This window comes from Streptomyces sp. NPDC014801 (genome assembly GCF_043082085.1).
GTDB lineage: Bacteria > Actinomycetota > Actinomycetes > Streptomycetales > Streptomycetaceae > Streptomyces.
Genome location: NZ_JBIBXG010000002.1, coordinates 321,207 through 342,326, shown reverse-complemented (window position 1 = coordinate 342,326; position 21,120 = coordinate 321,207). Strand labels below are relative to the sequence as shown.

The window sequence follows — 21,120 nt, the reverse complement described above, 5'->3', positions numbered from 1 at the left end:
GTGGTGGCGTCAGGGACGGGGCGTGACCGTGACGCTCAGGAGGCGCTCTGCCGTCCGATCGACTCCACCAGAGGCAGCAGGCGGTGCGGGACCCGCTCGCGCAGGGCGACTTCCGTGCGGGTGCGCACCACGCCGGGCAGGCTGATCACCTTCTGGATCACGTCCTCCAGGTGCGCGTTGTCCCGGGCCACGACCCGGGTCAGCATGTCCCCGCCGCCGGTGATCGAGAACGCCTCCACGATCTCCGGTACGGCGGCCAGCGCGTCGCCCACGTCGTCGAGGTGGCCCTGCGTGACCTCGATGTGCACGAACGCCAGCACCGGGTGGCCGAGCGCGGCGGGGGAGAGGGTCGGCCCGGTGCCGGTGATCACGCCGTCGCGCTCCAGGCGGTCCAGGCGCGCCTGGAGCGTGCCGCGGGCGACTCCGAGGATCCGGGCGTACTCACGCACGCTCGTGCGCGGCTGTTCGAGCAGCAGCCGCAGGATGCGGGTGTCGAGCTCGTCCACGGTCATGGCCCCACCGGTCTCTCGGGTCGTGCAGTGATCGCCGCCGACTGTACCAATGGCTCACCACGACGGTCCTCGTCCCGGCCGGGGTCGCTGGTCCGATGGCTCGCTACCGGCCGACGAGAGGGCTCTGTGGCTGAGCCATTGGTACAGCTTGACAGTCATGACTTGAGCCGATGTCGCCGGTGATGCTCTCATAGTCGGGTCGATGGCGCTGCGGACCTCCGCGGCGCCTTTTTCGTGCGAGTGTGCCAAGGGGGCGGTAAGCAGTGCTGAAGAGGGCGTTCGTGGCTCCGGATCCGGGGCGGATACGGCTGCGGTTCGCGGCGCGGGCCGTGCTCGGCATCGGGCTGGCCGTCGTCGTGTGCGGCCTGGCCGGACACTCCCTGCCCGGTGCCGTCACCGGCGGACTCGCCGCGCTGCTCGCCCTGTTCACGGTCGCCGACACCACCGTGCGCGCCCAGGCCGCCACCACCGCCCTGCTCCCCGTCGTCGGCCTCCCGGTGCTCGCGGCCGCGGCCGAGCTGCACGACGTTCCCGTCCTGCGCGACGTCATGTTCCTCGCCGTCGTCGGCGCGGGCGTGTACGCCCGGCGGTGGGGGCCGCGCGGCCACAGCCTCGGCGTGTTCGCGTTCATGATGTTCTTCATCGCGCAGTTCCTGCACGCCGGTCCGGGGCAGCTGCCCGAGCTGTACGCCGCGCTGCTGCTGTCCGTGGCGTCCGCGGCCGCGGTCCGCTTCGGCCTGTGGTGCTACGAGCGCCGCCTGCCGCCCGCCGCCGCGCCCGCGCCGCCGGGCGGCAGGGGACTGGCCCGGGTGACCACCCGGCAGGCGGTCCAGGCCGTCGCCGGCGCAGGATTCGCCCTGGTCGCCGGCCAGCTGGTCAGCGGGGAACGCTGGTACTGGGCCGTCGGCGCCACCTGGTGGGTCTTCGTCAACACCACCTCGCGCGGCGAGACCCTGGTGCGCGGCTTCCGCCGGGTGCTGGGCACCGTCATCGGCATCGGGCTCGGCCTGCTGATCGCCGTGCCCGTGCACGGGGCGCCGCTGCCCACCGCCGTCCTCGTCGCCGCCTGCGTCTTCGGCATCTTCTACACGGCCGCCGTCTCCTACACCTGGATGATGCTCTGCGTGACGCTCCTCGCCGAGCTCCTGTACGGCCTGCTCGGCGTCCTCACGCCCGGCCTGCTGGCGCTGCGGCTGACGGAGACCGGCGTCGGTGCGCTCGGCGCCGCCCTCGCGGTGCTGTTCGTGCTGCCGGTGACCACGCACGCCGTCACCGACGCGTGGATCCAGCGCGCCCTGCGGTGCGTCCACGCCTGCACCGCCGAGGCCGCCGCGCGCCTCTCGGGCACGCCCGGCGCCGACCCCTCGCCCCGGGTGGCCGAACTGGAACAGCTGCTCGGCCGGGTCCGGCTCTCCGTCGCGCCGCTGGTACACCCGCTGAACCCGATGCTCGGCCGCAAGCAGCGGGCCCGAACCGTGCTCGCCCTGCTCGACGACTGCGCCCGCGAGCTGCGCGGCCTGGTCGCCGTCGCCGCCGACCCCGAGGCCTCCCACGACGCGCGGCTCGCCGCCGCCTGCTGGCGGGTGCAGGCCGCGGTGGAGGCGCTGACCGAGGGCGAGGCCCGCGAACTCGCGGTCTCCGCCCACCCGCCGGCCACGGAACCGGCCGCCCTGGCCCATCTCCACGGCCTGGAGCGCGCCCTGGCCGAACTGGCGACCCCTCTGCGGACCCCGTCGGGGTCCCGGCTGGTGGGGGCCTGAGGAGGACCTCTGTGCTGAAGAGGGCGTCTCTGCCGTCGAGGCACTGCGTCCGGCTTCAGCAGGCGGAGTGTCCGGCGGCGATCCCCCGGCACCGCCCACGCCTGCACGCCTGCCTCGCCGTGTCTCCGCCCATGCCCAGGGCTGTGCCCGCGCGGGCCTCTCGCCGAGGTGCGGCGCGCCACACGGGGCCCGTTGGTCTAGACCGCACATGATCGGCTGCTAGCGTCGGCGCCACGAGTGGCCGGTGAGAGGGGACTGTGGTGGCGGAGAGCGGGCGGCGGGCGTTCATCGGGTCGTACACGGCGGCCGGCGGCCCCGGGATCGTCGTCGCGGCCGTCGCGGACGACGGGGGCGGGCTGACGGTCCTGGGCGGCGCCGACGGCCTGCCCGATCCCTCCTACCTGGCCCTGTCGCCCGACGGCCGGACGCTGTACGCGGTCAGCGAGACCACCGACGGCGCCGTCGCGGCGTACCGTCTCGACGGCGACAAGCCCGAACCGGCCGGCCCCCGTGTCGCCGTCGGCGACGGGCCCACCCACCTCGGCCTGTACGACGGTCATCTGCTCACCGCCGACTACGGCTCCGGCAGCGTCACCGCCGTGCCCGTGCGCGCCGACGGCACCCTCGCGCCCGCCGCCTCCGGCGTGCTGCGGCACACCGGCTCGGGCCCGCACAGCCGGCGCCAGCAGGCCCCGCACGCCCACCAGGTGCAATCGGACCCGAGCGGCCGGTGGGCGGTCAGCGTCGACCTGGGCACCGACTCGGTACGGGTGTGCACGCTCGCCGACGGCGTTCCCGTCCTGCACGGCGAGTACGCGCTGCGGCCCGGCTCCGGGCCGCGCCACCTCACGTTCCACCCGTCCGGCGCGTACGCCTACGTCGTCAACGAACTGACGCCCACGGTCACCGTCTGCCGCTGGGACGCCGCCGAGGGCGTTCTGACGCCGCTGGGCGAGACGCCGGTGCTGCAGGGCGCCCCGGCGGGCGACGCCTACCCCTCGGGGATCGTCGCCTCGCCCGACGGCCGCCACGTGTGGACCGCGACCCGCGGCGAGGACGTGCTGTCCGTGCTCGCCGTCGAGGCCGGCGGCGCCGAGCTGCGGCTCGTCGGCACGGTGCCGTGCGGCGGCCACTGGCCGCGGGCGCTCACCGAGGCCGACGGAGTCCTCTACGTCGCCAACGAGCGCTCCGGCGACATCACCTGGTTCGCCCTGGAGCCGGCCACCGGACTGCCCCGGCGGGCCGGCTCACTGGCGCTGCCGGCGGCGACCTGCGTGCTCGTCGGCTGACCGGGCCGGCGCCTCATGGCGCAGGGCCCGCCCCCTTGTGGGGAGCGGGCCCTGCGGTCGATCCGGTGTGCGCAGTGGTCCGTGGTGGTGCGGGCGCGGGTCAGCGCACCGGCGTACCCTGCGCCGGCTGCGGGGCGATGCCCAGCGCCGTCGTGTACTTGGCGAGCGCGAGCTTGCCGATCGCCGGGTACGGGCCGAGCGCCTCGGCGGCCGGGCAACCGGCCTCCTTCGCGGCCTCCTCGACCAGCGAAGCGTCGATCTCCGGGCCGATCAGGTACGGCGCGAGCGCCAGCTGCTGGGATCCGGAGGACCGCAGCTGCTCGGCGACGTTCGCGATGGAGCCCTCCTGGTCCAGGGCGGCCGCCATCACCGGCACGGCCAGGCGCGCGGCGAGCAGCATGCCGGTGATCCCGGCCGCCTGCACGGCCTCCTCGCCGCCCACCGCAGCGAGGATGATGCCGTCCGCGGCCGTCGCCACGGTGAACAGGCGGGCGCGGTCGGCGCGGGCCAGACCCGCCTCCGACAGCCGCACGTGCAGCGCCTCCGCGAGCAGCGGGTGCGGCCCGAGCACGTCGGTCAGCTCGGCGGCGACCCGGCTGTCCATCATCGCCTGCCGGACCTGGCGCAGCAGCGCGTTGTCCGGACCGGCCAGCAGCGGCACGACCACCGCGACGGGGCCCTCGGGCTCCTTGACCTCGAGGCCGGCGGCGAGCGCCTGCTCGTAGCGGGCCGTGCGCTCCTCCGCCGTGTGCGCGAGCACCGACTGCAGCGTCGGGAACTCCGCGTCGTCCCCGTCGAGGTACCCGATCCGCGCGTCCAGGCCGGGCAGCTCGGAGCGCGCGATGCTCACGACCTCCTCGGCGAGGTTGCGCGTGGCGGCGCCGGTCGTGCCCGGCACCGCGAGGACGAGCGCGGGCGCGCCCTCGGGAGCCGCCAGGGGTTCGGGACGGCGGTGCCGCCCGGGCTGGCGGGGGCGCGGCATTCGTACAGGCAGGCCGGACGCGGGCCCAGTGGGGGAGCTCATGGCGCCGCATGTTACTGGCTTCCTGGGCTCCCCTGTTCGGGGAGGGTGCAGGTGAGCGGTATCCGTCCGGTTTTGTCTGATGAGTTACGTACGGATCGGAAGTGATCGGCGTCTGTTTCAGGTGACTTGTCCGGCAGAGGTCATCTCGTCGCTCATGTCCCCGGCGCGTCCACCACCTGCAGCATCATCCCGTCCGCGGGCAGGGTCAGGGTGCCGGCGGCGAGGGTGCGGGCGATCCGGACCGCACCGTGCAGGGGGTCGCCCTCGGCGGGCACACGGCGCGCGTACGGCAGCCGTGCGGCCAGTTCCTCCTCCAGGGGGACGAGCAACGGCTCGCCCGTCCTGAACAGGCCGCCGGTGAGCGCGACGTACGGCTCCCCGCCGGGCGGGCACACGGCGGCCGCCGAGTCGGCGATGTGCCGGGCCGCCTCGCGCAGGACCCCGGCGGCCACCGGGTCGCCGTCAGCCGCGCACGCCGCCACCTGCGGCGCGAAGGACGCGAGCACGGCCGGGCGGTCGGGACGCGGATACAGGGCGCCGGGCAGCCCGGTGGCCGGCCCGAACACCTTCTCGGCGCACGCCAGCAGCGCCGCAGAGCCGCCCGGCCGGCCGTCGTGGGCGCGCAGCGCGGCCTCCAGACCGGCCCGCCCGATCCAGGCGCCGGAACCGCAGTCGCCGAGCAGATGGCCCCAGCCGTCCGCCCGCCGCCAGGCGGTCAGATCCGTGCCGACGGCGATCAGGCCCGTGCCCGCGGCGATCACCGCGCCCGGTCGCGCGCCCAGGGCTCCGGTGTACGCCGTGACGGCGTCCGCGGCGAGCGCCACCCGCCGTACGCCCAGCTCCCGCCGCAGCGCACCCGGCAGTTCGGCGCGCAGCGCGTCACCGAGGGTGGCGAGCCCCGCGGCCCCGACGGCCGCCGCGGCCGGCGCCGGCAGCCCGGCCTCGGCCAGCAAGGCCCGGGTCAGCGGCAGCAGTTGGTCCAGTAGATGGCCCGCGTCGATGCCCCGGCTCCCCGTCCGCACCGGCTCCCGCGACGCCCGCTGCCCCACCATCCCGCGCGCCGCGGTCCCCACGGCCACGCGCAGCCCGGAGCCACCGGAGTCGACGGCGAGCACGACCGGGTCGGCGACCCCCGCGGCCGACGGGCCGTTCGTCGACGGCCCGTTCGCCGGCGTGGCGGGGCCGGTCACGGCAGGCGCCAGTCCACCGGCTGGCCGCCCTGGCGGATCAGCAGGTCGTTGGCCCGGCTGAACGGACGGGAGCCGAAGAAGCCGCGGTCCGCGGACATGGGGGAGGGGTGCGCGGACTCCACCGAGGGCAGATCCCCGAGCAGCGGACGCAGATTGCGGGCGTCGCGGCCCCACAGGATGGACACCAGCGGCTTGCCCCGGGCCGCCAGAGCCCGTATCGCCTGCTCGGTGACCTCCTCCCAGCCCTTGCCGCGGTGCGCGCCGGGCTTGCGCGGTGCCGTGGTCAGCGCCCTGTTGAGCAGCAGCACCCCCTGCCGTGTCCACGGCGTCAGGTCGCCGTTGGACGGGGCCGGCAGCCCCAGGTCGGCCTGCAACTCGCGGTAGATGTTGATGAGGCTGCCCGGCAGCGGCCGCACGTCCGGCGCGACCGAGAAGGACAGACCCACCGCGTGCCCCGGGGTGGGGTAGGGGTCCTGCCCGACGATGAGGACGCGGACCTCGTCGAAGGGCTGCTGGAAGGCGCGCAGGACGTTCGCGCCGGCCGGCAGGTAGGTGCGCCCCGCGGCGATCTCCGCGCGGAGGAAGTCACCCATCGCGGCGATCCGCCCCGCCACGGGTTCCAGGGCCTGCGCCCAGCCTGCTTCGACGATTTCATGCAACGGTCGTGGTGCCACGGGCGTCACCCTACTGCCGTGCGCAAGGCGACGATCAACCGGTGGCCCGCACCTGCTGACACCACGTCCACTGCGATCCCCCCTGTTTCGCTGTTCCGCCGATTCCCCGTTCCCCCCTCGTCGTTCATCCGATCACGGCCGCCCGCACACACAGCACGTCCGGCAGATGGGACGCCAACTGCCGCCAGCTGTCGCCGTCGTCGGCCGAGGCGTACACCTCGCCGTTGCGGTTGCCGAAGTAGACGCCCGCCGGGTCGCCGTCGTCCGTGCACAGCGCGTCGCGCAGCACCGTGCCGTAGTGGTCGTCCTGCGGCAGGCCCGCCGTCAGCGGCTCCCAGCTCTTGCCCGCGTCCGCCGTCCGGTAGACCCGGCAGCGCCGGCCCGCCGGGACCCGGTCGGCGTCGGCGTTGATCGGGAACACGTACGCGGTGTCGCCCCGGTGCGGATGCGCGGCCGTGGCGAAGCCGAACGTCGACGGCAGCCCTTCGCCGATGTCCGTCCAGTGGGCGCCCGCGTCGTCGCTGCGGTACACCCCCCAGTGGTTCTGCAGATACAGCCGGTCCGGATTGCCGGCGTCCCGCGCGACCTTGTGCACGCACTGGCCGAACTCCGGGTTGGGGTCCGGCAGGAACACCGCCGAGACACCGGAGTTGGACGGCTCCCAGCTCGCCCCGCCGTCCACCGTGCGGAACACGCCGGCCGTCGACACGGCCACCGTCACCGCGCGCGGGTCACGCCGGTCGGTGAGCACCGTGTGCAGCCCCTCACCGCCGCCGCCCGGCACCCACTTGGACCGTGTCGGGTGTTCCCACAGCGGGCGGACCAGCTCGAAGGTCTCCCCGCGGTCCTCCGACCGGTACAGCGCGGCCGGCTCCGTGCCCGCGTACACCACGTCGTCCTCGGCGGCCGCCGGGTGCAGCTGCCACACCCGCTCCAGCGAAGCGCCCGTGTCCTTGGGGAACTTGACCGCCGGCTGAGCCGGCTCGGTCCAGGTGCGGCCCAGGTCGTCGGAGTGGAACACGGACGGTCCCCAGTGCGCGCTGTCCCCTCCGGCCAGCAGCCGCGGGGTGCTGCCGCGCGTGTCGATGGCGACCGAGTACACGGCCTGTGCGTTGAAGTACGGACTCTCGTCGAATTCCCAGTCGCCGCCCTGCTCGCGACGCCCGATGAACAGGCCTTTGCGCGTGCCCACGGCCAGCAGTACCCCGGTCATGCCTCACACCTCCGCGACGTCTTTGTCCCAGACATCGGCCAGTGTGCACCCCACCACTGACAGTGGCCTCTCCGCACGGTGTCGCCGCAGGTCAGGGCGGCGATTGTGGCAGACGCGAGCGGAGCGCGGGGCGCTTTCGGGACAACGCGTGCGGGCCGTGCGCGGCCGTGGGACCGTCGAAGGGCAGGACTCGTCCTGAGCACCGGGCGGCTCTTCGCCGTACAGGAGGGCGCCGGGGATGCTCGCGCTGATGAGGAGGGTGCCGTCGATGGGGGTCCGTGGTCCCGAGGTGTGGCTGTGGCGCTGGCGGCGCAATCCCCTCAGACGCCGCGCCGACAAGGTGGAGGCCTGGGTGGTGCTCGCGCTGTGGACGTGCACCGTCCTCGCCGGGGTCCTCGCCGGGCTGGGCGCCGCCCGGTCGGTCGAGCAGGGACTGGCCCGTGAGCGCGCCGAGTGGCGTCCCGTCGTCGCCCACCTGACCGAGCGGGCGCCCGCGTCCCCCGGCGGGGCCGAGCGGGTGTGGGCCGAGGTGTCGTGGCGGGCGGCGGACGGCTCCGCGCACGACGGACAGGTGCGGGTGGTGCGGGGCAGCGCCGCCGGCGCGCCCGTGACGGTGTGGACCGACCCGCGGGGCCGCCTGGTGTCCAAGCCCGTCACCGTCGCGCAGGCCCACCTGCGGGGCGCCCTGCTCGGCGCCCTGGCCGGGCTGAGCGCCGCCGTGGTCCCCTTCGTCGCCGGCCGCGCCGTGTGCCGCCGCCTGGAGCGGCGCAGGCTGGACCAGTGGGAGACCGAGTGGGCCCGCTTCGACCCCCTGTGGGGACGGGGCCGCACGGGCTGACACCGGGGCCGGGGCCGCACGGGCTGACACCGGCCGGCCCGACGCCCCGACCTCGGCGCCGCGGCCACCGGGTCACCGAGCCGCCGGGTCACCCGGACCCGGCCGGCGGCTGCCCGGTCCGCCTCCGGCCGCGCGGGTCATCCGGCGGTGCGTCGCCAGTCGCGCGGTTTAGGCGGTACGGCGCACGGGCGCGCGGGTCCTCCGCTGGTGCGTCGCCAGTTGCGCGGATTCGGCGGTCCGCCTCAGGCCGCCCAGTCCGCCTCAGGCCGTGCGGGTCCGGCGCCGGCCGCCCGGGCGTGGCATCCCGGCGCCCGTGGCGCGCGCCCCCGCAGCGACCCCGCTGGGCAGTCCGGCCCCGGCACGCCGCCGCCGGGCACTCCAGCCCTCTGGTCACACCCCGCTCGGGACCCCAACCCTCTGGTCACGCCCCCCGGGCACTCCAGCCCCCGGGGCACACACCGCCCGGGACAGCAGCCCCCTGGTCACACCTCACCCGACACTCCAGCCCCCCGGGTCACACACCGCCCGGGATCCCAGCCCCCTAGTCACACCATCACCGGGCACTCCAGCCCCCCGGTCACACCCCGCCCCCCGGCAGCCCCCGGTCCAGGATCGCGTTCAGGTCCGCCGCCGGAGGCAGTGTGCCGAAGGCGTGGCCCCAGTCGCCGGCCAGGCGGGTCGCGCAGAACGCGTCGGCGACCGCCGGGGGTGCGTGGCGGACCAGGAGGGAGGCCTGGAGGGCGAGCGCCATACGCTCGACCAGGCGGCGCGCGCCGACGGGGGAGGCCTCGCGCAGGTCGTCCCGCAGCCGCGCGACCGCCGCGTCCAGGCGGGCGTCCGCGCCCCGCGCCCGCGCGAACTCGGCGAACAGCGCCTCCGCCGTCTCCGGATCGCGCGTCAGCGCCCGCAGCACGTCCAGCGCGTTGACGTTCCCGGAGCCCTCCCAGATCGACAGCAGCGGCGCCTCACGGTAGTGCCGGGGCATACCCGAGTCCTCGACGTACCCGTTGCCGCCCAGGCACTCCAGCGCCTCCGCGGTGAACGCCGGCCCCCGCTTCGTCACCCAGTACTTGCCGACGGCCGTGGCGATCCGCCGGAACGCCCGCTCGCCCGCGTCGCCCCGCACCGCCCGGTCGGCCGCCCCGGCCAGCCGCAGCGTCAGCGTCGTGGCGGCCTCGGACTCCAGCGCCAGGTCGGCGAGGACGTTGCGCATCAGCGGCTGGTCCAGCAGCCGCGCCCCGAAGGCGCTGCGGTGCCGTACGTGGTGCCCGGCCTCTACCAGCGTCTTGCGCATCAGCGTCGCCGAGGCCATCACACAGTCGAGCCGGGTGCAGTTGACCATCTCGATGATCGTCTTCACTCCCTGGCCCTCCGGCCCGACCAGCCAGGCCACCGTCCCGTCGAACTCCGGCTCGGAGGACGCGTTGGACCGGTTGCCCAGCTTGTCCTTCAGGCGCTGCACCCGGAACGGGTTGCGGCTGCCGTCGGGCAGGATCCGGGGCACGAGGAAGCACGACAGCCCGCCGGGGGCCTGCGCCAGCACCAGGAACACGTCGCACATCGGCGCCGACGTGAACCACTTGTGCCCGCGCAGCGTGTACAGGCCCGGCTCGGCGGTCGGCGTGGCCGTCGTCGTGTTCGTCCGCACGTCGGAGCCGCCCTGCTTCTCCGTCATCCCCATGCCGGCGAGCAACCCCCGCTTCTGCGCCGGCACGCGCAGCCCGGGGTCGTACTCCCGGCTGGTGAGCAGCGGCTCGTACACCTTGGCCAGTTCCGGCTCCCGGCGCAGCGCGGGCACGGCGGCGTACGTCATCGACGTGGGGCAGCCGTGTCCGGCCTCGCTGTGGCCCCACACCAGTCCGCCCGCGGTCCGCGCCACGTGCGCGCCGGGCCGTTCGTCCGCCCACGGCGCCCCGGCCAGGCCCTCCTCGACCGCCACCCGCATCAGCTCGTGCCAGGCCGGATGGAACTCCACCTCGTCGATCCGGTTGCCGTAGCGGTCGTGGGTGCGCAGCTCCGGCTCGTGCCGGTTGGCCAGGTCACCCCACTCCTGGGCCTGCGCGCCGCCCGCGCGCTCGCCGAGCCGCCGGAGGTCCGCCTCGGCCCAGCCGGCGCCCTCCCGGCGCAGCCCCTCCAGCAGGGCCACGTCGTCGGAGGCGTCGTACGGCGCGAGCGGCGGGGGCTGGTTGGTGACGTCGTGCGTGGTGGACGGCTGCGGCCGCGCGGGCTCGAGGATCGAAGTCATACCCGCCATGTTGCACTCCTGCTGCGACCGCAGCAATAGTGCAACATTCCGTGCTGCGCCTACAGTACGTCCCCATGCGCTCCCCGCACGTCCCGCAAGGCCCGCCCGGCGGCGATCTCGCCCTGCGCCCGCTGTCCGCCCGGTCGGTCGTGCTGAGCCTGCTGCTCGGCGCGCACCCGCCGGAGCTGCCGGTCAGGGCGCTGACCCGGGCGGTGGAGCCGTTCGGCGTCGGCGGCTCCACGCTGCGTGCCGCGCTGAGCCGGATGACCGCCGCCGGCGACCTGCGGCGCACCGAGACCGGTTACCGCATCGGCGACCGCCTCCTGGAGCGCCAGCGCCGCCAGGACGACGCGGTACGGCCCCGCACGCGCGCGTGGCACGGCGACTGGGAGATGGTGGTGATCACGGCATCGGGCCGCGGCCCCGCCGAACGCGCCGACCTGCGCGCCCGGTTGACCGCGCTGCGCCTGGCCGAACTGCGCGAGGGCGTCTGGCTGCGCCCGGCGAACCTCGACCGCCCGCTGCCCGCCGGACTCACCGAGGTCGCTCAGTCCTACACCGCCCGCCCCGCCGAGCCCGCGCCCGCACTGGCGGCGCGGCTGTGGCCGCTGGACTCCTGGTCCACGACCGCCCGGGCCCTGCTCGACCACGCCGACACCGTGGAACGCCCGGCCGACCGGCTCGCGGCCTTCGCCGCGGTCGTCCGGCACTTGCTCGCCGACCCGGTCCTGCCGCCGGACCTGCTGCCCGACCCCTGGCCGGGCCCGGTCCTGCGTTCGGCCTACGCCGCCTACCAGGAGGAACTGGCCGCCTCCGTGGGCGAACACCGCGCCTCGGCACGCGAGGCGGGCGGGCCTCCCGCCGGCCGGCCTTCCTGAGCCGGTCCTCCGAGAGGGCGGGGCGCACGCCCCGGCCGATCCGGCCCCTGCCACGCGCGAGGGCATCACGCCCGACGGCCGCACGAGGAGGCCCAACGCCTCCCCGTGCGGCCGTCGTTCACCGCGGCGCGCTCACTTGTACGTGATGTCGGACGCGGAGTACTTGCAGTAGGTGCCGTCGGGGCCCGAGCCGTTGGTCGTCGGCTCCTTGCCCGTGTTGTTGCCGATGTACTTCTGGCAGGGGACGATCTTCCTGCTGCTGTCGCCGACGATCGTGATGTTCCGCAGCGTCGCGCTGTCGCCGTAGTTGGTGTTGATCCCGACGAGCGCGGTGCCCTTGTACGTCGCCTCGATGGTGTCGAGGTTGATCGTCCGCTTGTACTGCGTCTTGCAGTTGCCGCAGCTGCGCACCAGCTTGCCGAAGTTCTTCACGGCGAAGCCGGACACGTTGAGCGTGCCGGCGCCGTTGAACTGGAAGACCTTGTCGTCGGCCTCCTTCGCGCCGCCGCCGGAGACCGTGTAGACGTTGGACGACGACGAGCCGAGGAAGGTGGCCGCGTCCTCGCCGACGTCCTCCCACCAGACGTTCTGCAGCGTGCAGCTGCCCAGACAGTGGATGCCGTCGGCGGCCGGGGAGCCGATGATGACGTTCTTCAGGACGGTGCCGGGGGCGAGCTCCAGGAGGGGGCCCTGGTCCTCGTCCTGGCTGCCGGAGCCGAGGTCCCCGGTGCCGTACAGGCGCTTCATCCCGTAGTCCTTGGTGCCCGACAGCTTGATCGTCGAGGAGACCGCCTGGCTGCCGTTGGCGGTGGGCCAGGTGGCGGCGCTCGCCGGGGACAGCGCCCCGGATGTCATGAGCATGCCAACCGCTAGCCCGGTGGCCGCCAGGGTTCCGCCGAGTGCGCGACTGCGGCGGATGCGTGGACGGATCGCTGATGTCATGTCCCGCGTGCCTTCCTTTCGGTGGGGGGTCGTGCGGTGCGGTCAGGTTGTGTATGTGAACGATGTGTGTGTCGCTGAACAGTGAGTGGGGCTGACGGCCCGATGCGGGCGACTCGGCGCCTCCATCGGTCACATCGCTGAACGGACCGTAAGGGGCAAGCGCTTTCTGGTCAACGCTTCGCGCAGTCGGTATTCGGCCACTCCCCGGCCACCGCCCCGGCGCCCCCCGGCGGTCGGACAGGACCGCACGCGGGCCCCGGGCAGGCCCCCGGGGAGCCGCGGGATGACCGGCCGCTTCGCGGGAACCCGGCAGGTCTTACACGATGGTCGGGTAGGCGATGTCACGCGAGGTGAGGACAGTCATGGCTACGCAGCAGTCGTCCACGGCCGCCACCCCCCTCCCGCAGCCGCTCCGCGCCGCGGCCTCGGCGCTGCGGAGGGTGCCCGGCGCCGGCCTGGTGGGCCGGGCGGCCGGCGGGACGCTGGACAGAATCGGTGCCATGTCGCCGCGGGGCCGGCGGATGGCCGTCTACACCGGCGCCGGGGTGCTCGGCGTCGCCGGGGTGGTCGAGTGGCCGGTGGCCCTCACCGGGGCCGCCGTGGCCTGGCTGACCCAGCCGCGGCCCGGCGAGCAGGCCGGCGCCGCACAGCACGCGCGGCCGGCGGCCGCCGGTGCCGCGGGGCGGGAGACGACCGGTGCCGCACACCGCGCGGGCGGCGGACGCCGCGAGGCGGCCGGCGCTGCCCGGCGCGAGGCCGCGCCCGACGGGCCGGGCGCCGGCCGGCACGAGAGCGCGACGGCGAGGAGCGCCGCCAAGAACGTGGCGAAGACCGCGACGCTCAGCGCCTCGCACGGGACGGGCGTCCACCACCACGGCACCCGGGCGAGGCGGACCACCGCGTCACCCACGCGGACGAGACTCGCGCCGTCCACCCCCGACACCCGGACGCAGCACGGCGAAGAGTGAGGATTCCATGGCCCTGGGCTTGCTGAAGCTTCCCGCGGCGGTCGCCGCCGTCCTCCCGGCCGGACCCCGGCTGGTGACGCGCGGCTCCGCGCCCGCGGACCTGGCCGCCGGTGCCGTCGGCCTGGCCGCGGGCGCGGTCGCCGGGGCGGCGAGAGCGGGGGTACGGAGCGCGGACGCCGCGGTCAGGGTGGGCCGCGTCGCCCGCGGCGCGCTGCCGGGCTCGGGCGGCCCCTGGCGGTCCGGCCGGCGCGCGCACCTCGCGCTGCGGACGGCCGATGAGGACCACGTACGGCGGGCGGGTGGGCTGGAGGAGACGGCACGGCGGGTCGCGCGCATCCTGGCCGAACGGCCCGACGTCGCCTTCGCGTACTGGGACGGCGGACTGGCCCGGCTGGTGGTGTCGGCGACCGAGGACGCCCTGACCGACCGGGTCGTGGAGCACGCCACCGCCCTGGCCGAACGCCACGGTCTCGGCACGGCGGACGCCTCCGACCTGGACATCGAGGAGTTCCCGCACCCCGGCGACCCGGCCGGGGTGCGCACCGCGACGGCCGCCCTGCTGACCGACGTGGCCGGCACGGCGGCCGCGCTGACCGCGTACGCGCTGCGTCTGCCGCCCTCTCCGCGGCTGGTGACGGCGGGCGTGACCCTGCTGCGGGAGAACCCCCGCGTCCGCGGCTGGCTGCGCCGGCGCTTCGGCCGGTCCCGGATGGACCTGCTGCTGGCCGCCGCCAACGCGGCCGCGCACGGCGCCGGGCAGACCCCGACGGCGCTGGTGCTCGACGGCGCCCTGCGCGGCTGCCAGCTGGCGGAGACGGTGGCGCGCTCGGCGGCCTTCGACGCGGTCCACGACCGGCTGTGCACCCCCGGCCGGGACGGGGTGCACGCCGCCGCCCACCCGCGCCCGCCGCTGCGCGGCACCCCCGCCGAGGAGTACGCCGCCCACGCGGGCACCGGCAGCCTGCTGGGCGCCGCGGCGGCCCTGCTGGTCAAGCACGACGTGAACGAGGCCGCCGAGGCCGTCCTCGCCGGCTCGCCCAAGGCCGCCCGGTACGGCCCCGCCGCCTTCCACGCCGTCCTCGGCATGGCCCTCGCCCGCACCGGCGTCCTGGTCCGGGACGGCGAGCGGCTGCGACAACTGGAGACGGTCGAGTCGGTGCTGCTGCACCCGAGCGCGCTGCGCTCCGAGGGCGCGGGTGCCGACCCGTGGGCGGAGCCGGTGCTGGACGCCGCCCGCGCCGCCGGGCTGCGCGTGGTGATGGTGGACGACCCCGCGCTCGCGGACTTCACCGGGCTCGCCGACCATCTGCTGCCCGCCGGCCGGCCGCTCGGCGAGGCCGTCGAGCGGCTGCGCGCCCGCGGCCCGGTGCTCACCGTCGCCCGCCCGGCGGCGATCGAGGACCACGACGTCGTGACCGGGCTGCTCGCCGGTGACGTGGCCGTCGCCCTCGCCGACGGCGACACCCCCGTGGTGTGGGGCGCCGACCTGATCGCCCCCGGTGGCCTGCCGGACGTCTGGCGGCTGCTGCGGGCGGTGCCCGCCGCACGGCGGGTCGGCCGTACCTCCCAGACCCTGGCCCGGTCGGGGGCCGCCCTGTCCGGGCTGCTCGTCGCGATCGGCGAGGCCCGGCGCGGCCGGCGCGCCCCGATCCCCGGCACCCGGCACGCCCCGGTGGACGTGAGCGCGGCCGCCGCCCTGGTCAGCGGCGCCCGCGCGGCGCTCGGGGTGGCCGCGGCGCGCGCCCCGCACCCCCGCGCACGCGTCGCCTGGCACGCCCTGGAGCCCGACGCGGTACGGGAGCGGCTGGCGCGGCTCGGCGAGGACCGGCCGCCGCTGCGGGAGCAGACCACCGGCCGGCTGCGCCGGGCCGCCCGGCGCGCCGGCAAGGTCCCGGCGCTCGCGCCGGTGCGCTGGACGCTCCAGCTGGCGCAGGCCGTACGCGAGGAACTGCACGATCCGCTCACCCCCGTCCTCACCGTGGGCTCGGCCGCCGAGGCGATCCTCGGCTCCGCCGCCGACGCCCTGCTGGTCGTCGGCGCGCTCGACCTGAACGCCCTGGTCGGCGGCATCCAGCTGCTGCGCGCCCAACGGGCGCTGTCCGGGCTGCTCGCCGAGCACAAACGCAAGGCCCGCGTCACCTCCGAGGAGTGGCGCGAACCGCGGACGGTCGACGCCGCCAAGCTCCACCCCGGCGACGTCATCCACCTCAAGGCGGACGACGTCGTCCCCGCCGACGCGCGGCTGCTGTGGGCGGACGGCCTGGAGGTCGACGAGTCCGCGCTGACCGGTGAGTCGCTGCCGGTGGACAAGACGACCGACGCCTGCCCGACCGCCGTGGTCGCCGAGCGCCATTGCATGGTGTTCGAGGGCACGACCGTGGTGGCCGGCAACGCCCGCGCGGTCGTCGTCGAGACCGGTGAACGCACCGAGGCGTCCCGCGCGGTCCACCTGGCCGCCCGGACACCGCCCTCCGCGGGCGTCCAGGCCCGCCTGAAGGAACTCACCAGCAAGGCGCTGCCGCTCACCCTGGCCGGCGGTGCCGCGGTGACCGGGCTGTCGCTGCTGCGCGGCACACCGATCCGGGAGGCCGTCAGCGGGGGAGTGGCGGTGGCCGTCGCCGCCGTACCGGAGGGCCTGCCGCTGGTGGCGACGGTGGCGCAGCTCGCGGCGGCCCGCCGGCTCAGCCGGCGCGGTGTGCTGGTGCGGGCGCCGCGCACGCTGGAGGCGCTCGGCCGGATGGACACGATCTGCTTCGACAAGACCGGCACGCTCACCGAGAACCGGCTGCGCCTGGTCCGGGTCACGGACGCCGACGGCACGGTCCACCGCCGCGAGGAGGCGCCCACGCGCCGCACCCTGGTGCAGGCGGCGCGCGCCTGCCCGCGGCTGAACGGCGGGTCCGACCGGCCGGTGCACGCCACCGACGAGGCGGTGCTGGAGGCCGCCGCGGACGATCCGGAGTGGACGCAGGAGGAAGGCCTCGCCTTCGAGGCGGCCCGCGGCTACGCGGCCGCCGTCGGGCGCACCGCGGACGGCGACCGCCTGCTGGTCGTCAAGGGCGCACCGGAGAACGTGCTGCCCGCCTGCAACGGCCACGCGCAGGCGGCCTCCGAGCTCGCGCACGACCTGGCCGCGCACGGACTGCGCGTGCTGGCGGTGGCCGAACGCCGCCTGGACGAGCAGGAGTCGGTCGCCGAGGTGCTGGACGAGCCGCTGCAGGCGCTGGAGTTCACCGGCCTGGTCGCCCTCGCCGACGTCCCGCGCGAGACGTCCAACGCGCTCGTGCACGGGCTGCGCGAGGCGGGTGTACGGCCGGTGATGCTGACCGGTGACCATCCGGAGACGGCCCGGGCGATCGCGCTGGAGCTGGGCTGGCCCGAGGACACCGACGTGGTCACCGGTGACGAGCTGGCCGCCGCGGACCGCACCGAGCGGGCCCGGATGCTGCGGGACTGCGGGGTCGTGGCGCGGGTCGCGCCGGAGCAGAAACTGCAGGTGGTCGAGGCGCTGCGGGACGCGGGCCGGGTGGTCGGCATGGTCGGCGACGGCGCCAACGACGCCGCCGCGATCCGGGCCGCGGACATCGGGGTCGGCATCAACGCCCGCGGTTCGGCGGCCGCTCGCAACGCCGCCGACCTGGTCCTGACCGACGAGGACCTGAGGGTGCTCGTCGAGGCGGTCGGCGAGGGCCGGGCCCTGTGGCACAGCGTCGCGGACGCCATCGCGATCCTGATCGGCGGCAACGCGGGCGAGGTCGGCTTCGGCATCGTCGGCACCCTGCTGGGGCGCCGGGCGCCGCTGTCCACCCGGCAGATGCTGCTGGTGAACCTCTTCACGGACCTGTTCCCGGCGATGGCCGTCGCGGTCACCCCGCACCAGGACGTGATCGAGGAGGCGACCGGACCACTGGGCTCCTCCCTGCTCGGGGACCCGCTGATCGAACAGATCCGGCACCGCGCCCTGACGACCTGTCTGGGTGCCGTCACCGCCTGGTTGTTCGGCCGGTTCACGCCGGGGACGACCCGCCGCTCGACGACGATGGCGCTGTGCGCGCTGGTCGGCACGCAGCTCGCGCAGACCTTGGCCGACCGCAAGGGCAGCCCGCTGGTGCGGGGGACCGTGCTGGGATCGGCGGCCGCGCTGGTCCTGCTGGTCCAGACGCCGGGCGCCAGCCAGATGTTCGGCTGCACCCCGCTCGGCCCGCTCGCCTGGGCCGGGGTGGCCGCGGCCATCGCCGTCGCCCTGCTGGGGCAGCGCGCACTGCCCCGCCTGGAGCGGACGGTGCTCAGCCTGACCCGGTGACGGCCGGCGCCGGGCCGAACCCGGTGGCCTGTGGCCGGCGGCCGGCGGCCGGTGGGCGCGGGCCGGATCCGGTCGCCGGTCGGCGCATGGTCGACGGGGTGGATCCGGTCGCCGGTCGGCGCGTGGTCCACGGGGCGGATCGCGCGGTATCGGATCCGCCCCGAGCGCGGCCGACACCAGCGGGCCGTCACCCCGACCCGGCGTGCGGGCCGCGGGGTGACGGCCCGGTGGACGTCGAGGGCCTGCGGCCCTCACACCGACCGGGCGTGCGGGCCGGGGTGACGGCCGTGTGGTCGTCGACGGCAGCGGGCCGTCACACCGACCGGTGGTACTGGTCCGGCACGTGGACCTCGCCGCCGAGCTCGCGCGCGGCCAGCCGGGCCCACGACGGGTTGCGCAGCAGTTCGCGGCCGAGGAGGACGGCGTCCGCCTCACCGTTGGCGAGGATCTTCGCGGCCTGCTCGGGCTCGGTGATCAGGCCGACGGCGGCCACCGGCATCGGCGTCTCGGCCTTGACCCGCGCGGCGAACGGCACCTGGTAGTTCGGGCCGACCGGGATGCGCGCCCCGGAGGCGTTGCCGCCGGTGGACACGTCGAGCAGGTCGACGCCGTGGGCGTGCAGCTCGCGGGCGAAGCGGACGGTGTCGTCCTCGCTCCAGCCTCCCTGCTCCAGCCAGTCGGTCGCGGAGATGCGGAAGAACAGCGGCTTGTCCTGCGGCCACACCGCGCGTACGGCGTCCACGACCTCCAGGGCGAAGCGGGTCCGGTTCTCGTAGGAGCCGCCGTAGGCGTCGGTGCGGTGGTTGGAGTGCGGGGAGAGGAACTCGTTGATCAGGTAGCCGTGGGCCCCGTGGATCTCGACGATCTCGAACCCGGCGTCCAGCGCGCGCCGCGCGGCGTCCGCGAACTGCCCGACGATCGCCTGGATCTGGTCGACCGTCAGCTCGGTCGGCACCGGGTGCCGCTCGTCGAAGGCGACGGCGCTCGGGGCGAGCGGCTGCCACCCGTGGGCGTCGGCGCCGACCGGTGCCCCGCCCTTCCAGGGCTGGTCGGTGGAGGCCTTGCGGCCGCCGTGCCCGAGCTGGATCGCCGGCACGGTGCCCTGTCCGGCGAGGAAGCGGGTGATCCGCCGGAAGGCCTCGACCTGCGTGTCGTTCCACAGTCCGAGGTCGTACGGCGAGATGCGGCCCTCGGGCGAGACGGCGGTCGCCTCGACGATGATCAGGCCGGTGCCGCCGGCCGCGCGGGCGGCGTAGTGGGCGAAGTGCCAGTCGTGCGGCACGCCCGCCTCCGGACCCTCCGGCGCGGCCGAGTACTGGCACATCGGCGGCATCCACACGCGGTTGGGGATGGTCACTTCGCGCAGGGTGTAGGGCTCGAAGAGCGCACTCACGGCGGACTCCATTCGTCACGGGACCGGTGTCGACTCGTACGATACGCATCGTAGTACGGCGAGTGTCAAACTACGAGAGCCTTCGTACAATGAAGGCATCCGACGAAGTGGAGTCCCGCCGTGTCCCCTGCCGCCCCCGCCGTCAGCAGCCGTGAGCTTCCGCATCCGGCGCGGGAGGAGATCCGGCTGGAGACCGTGCTCCATGCCCTGTCCGACCCGATGCGGCTGCGCATCGTCCGTGAGCTCGCCGTCGGGAGCGAGGAGCTGACCTGCTCGCACTTCGATCTGCCGGTCACCAAGTCGACCACCACGCACCACTTCCGGGTGCTGCGCGAGGCGGGCGTGATCCGGCAGATCTATCGCGGCACGGCCAAGATGAACGGCCTGCGCCGCGACGACCTGGACGACCTCTTCCCGGGCCTGCTCGACGCCCTGCTGGACGCCGCCGCCCGCCAGTCGGCCCGCCTCGGCTGACCCGGCGCGTCCCCGCCCGGTCCGCCTCGGCCCACCGGTCGGGCTTGCACTTGGTCTCGCCGCCGGGGCTGCGCTGACAGGGTGCTGTCCGGGCGAACGGATGCGTGTCCGTTCGTATGGAATGTGATCATGCGGTTACGTTGCGTGTGTGCTTGAAGCATCCTTTCTTAATCTTTCCGACCGATCGGAGGCGGACGGCGCGGTCACCGTGACGCCCGCGTGGGAAGTGCAGGAGGAGGCCGGCGCGACGAGGTGGTTCTCCGTCCGTCTCGCGTTCCCCGACGGCGCCGGAGTCGAGGCGCTCGCCGTGGTGTCCGAGGGGTGCGTGTCCATCGAGGACGTCCGGGCCGAGCCGGCGCTCTCCCTGGACGACCTGTCGCTGCTCGCGGACTGGATCGAAGGGCCCCTGTTCGAGGCGTGCGGGGTGGACGACGGCGAACTCGCCGAGGCCGGCGAGGAGGCCGGCGCCGAGGACGGGCGGTCCGGTGGACGCCGTGCCCGCCCCGCCTGGCCGCGCGGCCTCGAGGGGCGCCGGCTGGTCGCCCAGGAGTACCGCGCGGCCCAGGAGGAGGGCGTCGACCCGGTCCTCGCGGTGATGTGCGCGACCGGCCACAGCCGCCGCAAGTCCCTGCGCCTGATCGCCCAGGCCCGCGACGCCGGTTTCCTGACCCCGCGTCACATCCGGCGCCGGGACGAGTAGTCCGTCACCGCATCTGGCGCATCCGGGTGATCTCGCTCGTCTGCTGCGCCACCACGTCGTCGGCCATCTCCTCGATCCGGACGTTGTTGCCCTGCGCCTTCACGTCCGTCGCCATGGTGATCGCCCCCTCGTGATGGGTGATCATCAGCGTGAGGAAGAGCGCGTCGAACGCCTTCCCGCGCGCCGCCGCCAGCTGCTTCAGCTGCGCCTCGGTCGCCATGCCCGGCATGCCGCCGTGCGCGTGCCCGCCGGCCGCCTCCGGCTTGCCGTACTCCTTCAGCCAGGCCCGCATCGTGGCGATCTCCGGCCCCTGGGCGGCCGCGATCCGCGCCGCGAGACGCTTCACGTCACCCGACTGTGCGTTCCGGGCGGCCAGTTCGGTCATCTCCAGCGCCTGTTCGTGATGCGCGATCATCATGCGCGCGTACGACACGTCCGCCGCGTTCGGTGTGTCGTCGTCCGCCCGCTGCCGTGCCGCCTCCTCCGCGGACAGCGTGTGGTTGGCCTCGCCCGGCGCGCCCGGCACCAGAACCGAAGGACCGCCGCCGGACGCCGGCCCGGACTCCGTGCCGGAGTCACACCCCCCGAGCGTGAGCAGCGCGAAGGCGGACAGCGAGATCGCCGCGAGGACCGGACGCAATCCACGGCGCAGGAGCAAGGCGACCTCCAGAGGTCTTCGTGACGATCCCATTGCCATCTGTTGAATTGAGCATGATG

The 21,120-nt window shown here is 75.3% G+C and carries 17 protein-coding genes; 8 read left to right on the top strand and 9 right to left on the bottom strand.

What is annotated here, in order from left to right; translation table 11 throughout:
- Window positions 1-35: 35 nt before the first annotated feature.
- Window positions 36-512 (bottom strand): Lrp/AsnC family transcriptional regulator, encoded by a 477-nt coding sequence (locus ACF1AL_RS05095; RefSeq protein ID WP_366840472.1) that lies wholly within the window; start codon window positions 510-512, stop codon window positions 36-38.
- Window positions 513-775: 263 nt separating this feature from the next.
- On the opposite strand from ACF1AL_RS05095, the gene ACF1AL_RS05090 reads away from it, so the two are divergent.
- Window positions 776-2,272 (top strand): FUSC family protein, encoded by a 1,497-nt coding sequence (locus ACF1AL_RS05090; RefSeq protein WP_366840471.1) that lies wholly within the window; start codon window positions 776-778, stop codon window positions 2,270-2,272.
- 260 nt (window positions 2,273-2,532) lie between these two features.
- Window positions 2,533-3,561 (top strand): lactonase family protein, encoded by a 1,029-nt coding sequence (locus tag ACF1AL_RS05085; RefSeq protein ID WP_391778984.1) that lies wholly within the window; start codon window positions 2,533-2,535, stop codon window positions 3,559-3,561.
- A gap of 100 nt (window positions 3,562-3,661) precedes the next feature.
- On the opposite strand, the gene ACF1AL_RS05080 is transcribed toward ACF1AL_RS05085, so the two are convergent.
- The 4 genes from ACF1AL_RS05080 to ACF1AL_RS05065 form a co-directional block, all read right to left on the bottom strand.
- Window positions 3,662-4,585, bottom strand: coding sequence for a sirohydrochlorin chelatase (locus tag ACF1AL_RS05080; RefSeq protein WP_391778983.1), 924 nt, complete (start codon window positions 4,583-4,585; stop codon window positions 3,662-3,664).
- A gap of 152 nt (window positions 4,586-4,737) precedes the next feature.
- Window positions 4,738-5,700 carry an N-acetylglucosamine kinase gene (locus tag ACF1AL_RS05075; protein ID WP_391779182.1) on the bottom strand — a complete coding sequence of 321 codons (963 nt, stop codon included), beginning with the start codon at window positions 5,698-5,700 and terminating at the stop codon, window positions 4,738-4,740.
- Between the two features lie 71 nt (window positions 5,701-5,771).
- Complete coding sequence (locus tag ACF1AL_RS05070; protein ID WP_366840468.1) at window positions 5,772-6,449, bottom strand: uracil-DNA glycosylase; 678 nt, start codon at window positions 6,447-6,449, stop codon at window positions 5,772-5,774.
- Window positions 6,450-6,573: 124 nt separating this feature from the next.
- The gene (locus tag ACF1AL_RS05065) at window positions 6,574-7,662 is read right to left on the bottom strand and encodes a WD40/YVTN/BNR-like repeat-containing protein (protein WP_391696709.1); all 1,089 of its coding nucleotides are present in this window, start codon (window positions 7,660-7,662) and stop codon (window positions 6,574-6,576) included.
- A gap of 268 nt (window positions 7,663-7,930) precedes the next feature.
- Here ACF1AL_RS05065 and ACF1AL_RS05060 point away from each other — a divergent pair, with 268 nt between their 5' ends.
- On the top strand, window positions 7,931-8,500 hold the full coding sequence (locus ACF1AL_RS05060) for a hypothetical protein (RefSeq protein ID WP_366840466.1): 570 nt from the start codon (window positions 7,931-7,933) through the stop codon (window positions 8,498-8,500).
- Between the two features lie 577 nt (window positions 8,501-9,077).
- Here ACF1AL_RS05060 and ACF1AL_RS05055 read toward each other — a convergent pair.
- The gene (locus ACF1AL_RS05055; protein ID WP_391778982.1) at window positions 9,078-10,745 is read right to left on the bottom strand and encodes an acyl-CoA dehydrogenase family protein; all 1,668 of its coding nucleotides are present in this window, start codon (window positions 10,743-10,745) and stop codon (window positions 9,078-9,080) included.
- 74 nt (window positions 10,746-10,819) lie between these two features.
- Between ACF1AL_RS05055 and ACF1AL_RS05050 the strand changes: the two genes are divergently transcribed.
- Complete coding sequence (locus ACF1AL_RS05050; protein ID WP_391778981.1) at window positions 10,820-11,623, top strand: PaaX family transcriptional regulator C-terminal domain-containing protein; 804 nt, start codon at window positions 10,820-10,822, stop codon at window positions 11,621-11,623.
- A gap of 132 nt (window positions 11,624-11,755) precedes the next feature.
- On the opposite strand, the gene ACF1AL_RS05045 is transcribed toward ACF1AL_RS05050, so the two are convergent.
- Window positions 11,756-12,565 (bottom strand): pectate lyase, encoded by an 810-nt coding sequence (locus tag ACF1AL_RS05045; protein WP_391778980.1) that lies wholly within the window; start codon window positions 12,563-12,565, stop codon window positions 11,756-11,758.
- A gap of 362 nt (window positions 12,566-12,927) precedes the next feature.
- Between ACF1AL_RS05045 and ACF1AL_RS05040 the strand changes: the two genes are divergently transcribed.
- The gene (locus ACF1AL_RS05040; RefSeq protein WP_391778979.1) at window positions 12,928-13,533 is read left to right on the top strand and encodes a hypothetical protein; all 606 of its coding nucleotides are present in this window, start codon (window positions 12,928-12,930) and stop codon (window positions 13,531-13,533) included.
- A gap of 7 nt (window positions 13,534-13,540) precedes the next feature.
- Window positions 13,541-17,836: an HAD-IC family P-type ATPase gene (locus tag ACF1AL_RS05035; RefSeq protein WP_391825467.1), complete on the top strand. Its 4,296-nt coding sequence runs from the start codon at window positions 13,541-13,543 to the stop codon at window positions 17,834-17,836.
- Between the two features lie 313 nt (window positions 17,837-18,149).
- Here the strand turns inward: ACF1AL_RS05035 and ACF1AL_RS05030 are convergent, their stop codons facing one another.
- Window positions 18,150-19,229 carry an NADH:flavin oxidoreductase/NADH oxidase gene (locus ACF1AL_RS05030; protein WP_391696724.1) on the bottom strand — a complete coding sequence of 360 codons (1,080 nt, stop codon included), beginning with the start codon at window positions 19,227-19,229 and terminating at the stop codon, window positions 18,150-18,152.
- A 120-nt stretch (window positions 19,230-19,349) separates the two neighbouring features.
- Here ACF1AL_RS05030 and ACF1AL_RS05025 point away from each other — a divergent pair, with 120 nt between their 5' ends.
- Entirely contained in the window at window positions 19,350-19,703 is a 354-nt protein-coding gene (locus tag ACF1AL_RS05025) for a helix-turn-helix domain-containing protein (RefSeq protein WP_366840459.1), read from the top strand.
- 208 nt (window positions 19,704-19,911) lie between these two features.
- On the top strand, window positions 19,912-20,403 hold the full coding sequence (locus ACF1AL_RS05020; protein ID WP_391778977.1) for a DUF6214 family protein: 492 nt from the start codon (window positions 19,912-19,914) through the stop codon (window positions 20,401-20,403).
- A gap of 4 nt (window positions 20,404-20,407) precedes the next feature.
- On the opposite strand, the gene ACF1AL_RS05015 is transcribed toward ACF1AL_RS05020, so the two are convergent.
- Complete coding sequence (locus tag ACF1AL_RS05015) at window positions 20,408-21,061, bottom strand: DUF305 domain-containing protein (RefSeq protein ID WP_391778976.1); 654 nt, start codon at window positions 21,059-21,061, stop codon at window positions 20,408-20,410.
- Window positions 21,062-21,120: the final 59 nt, after the last annotated feature.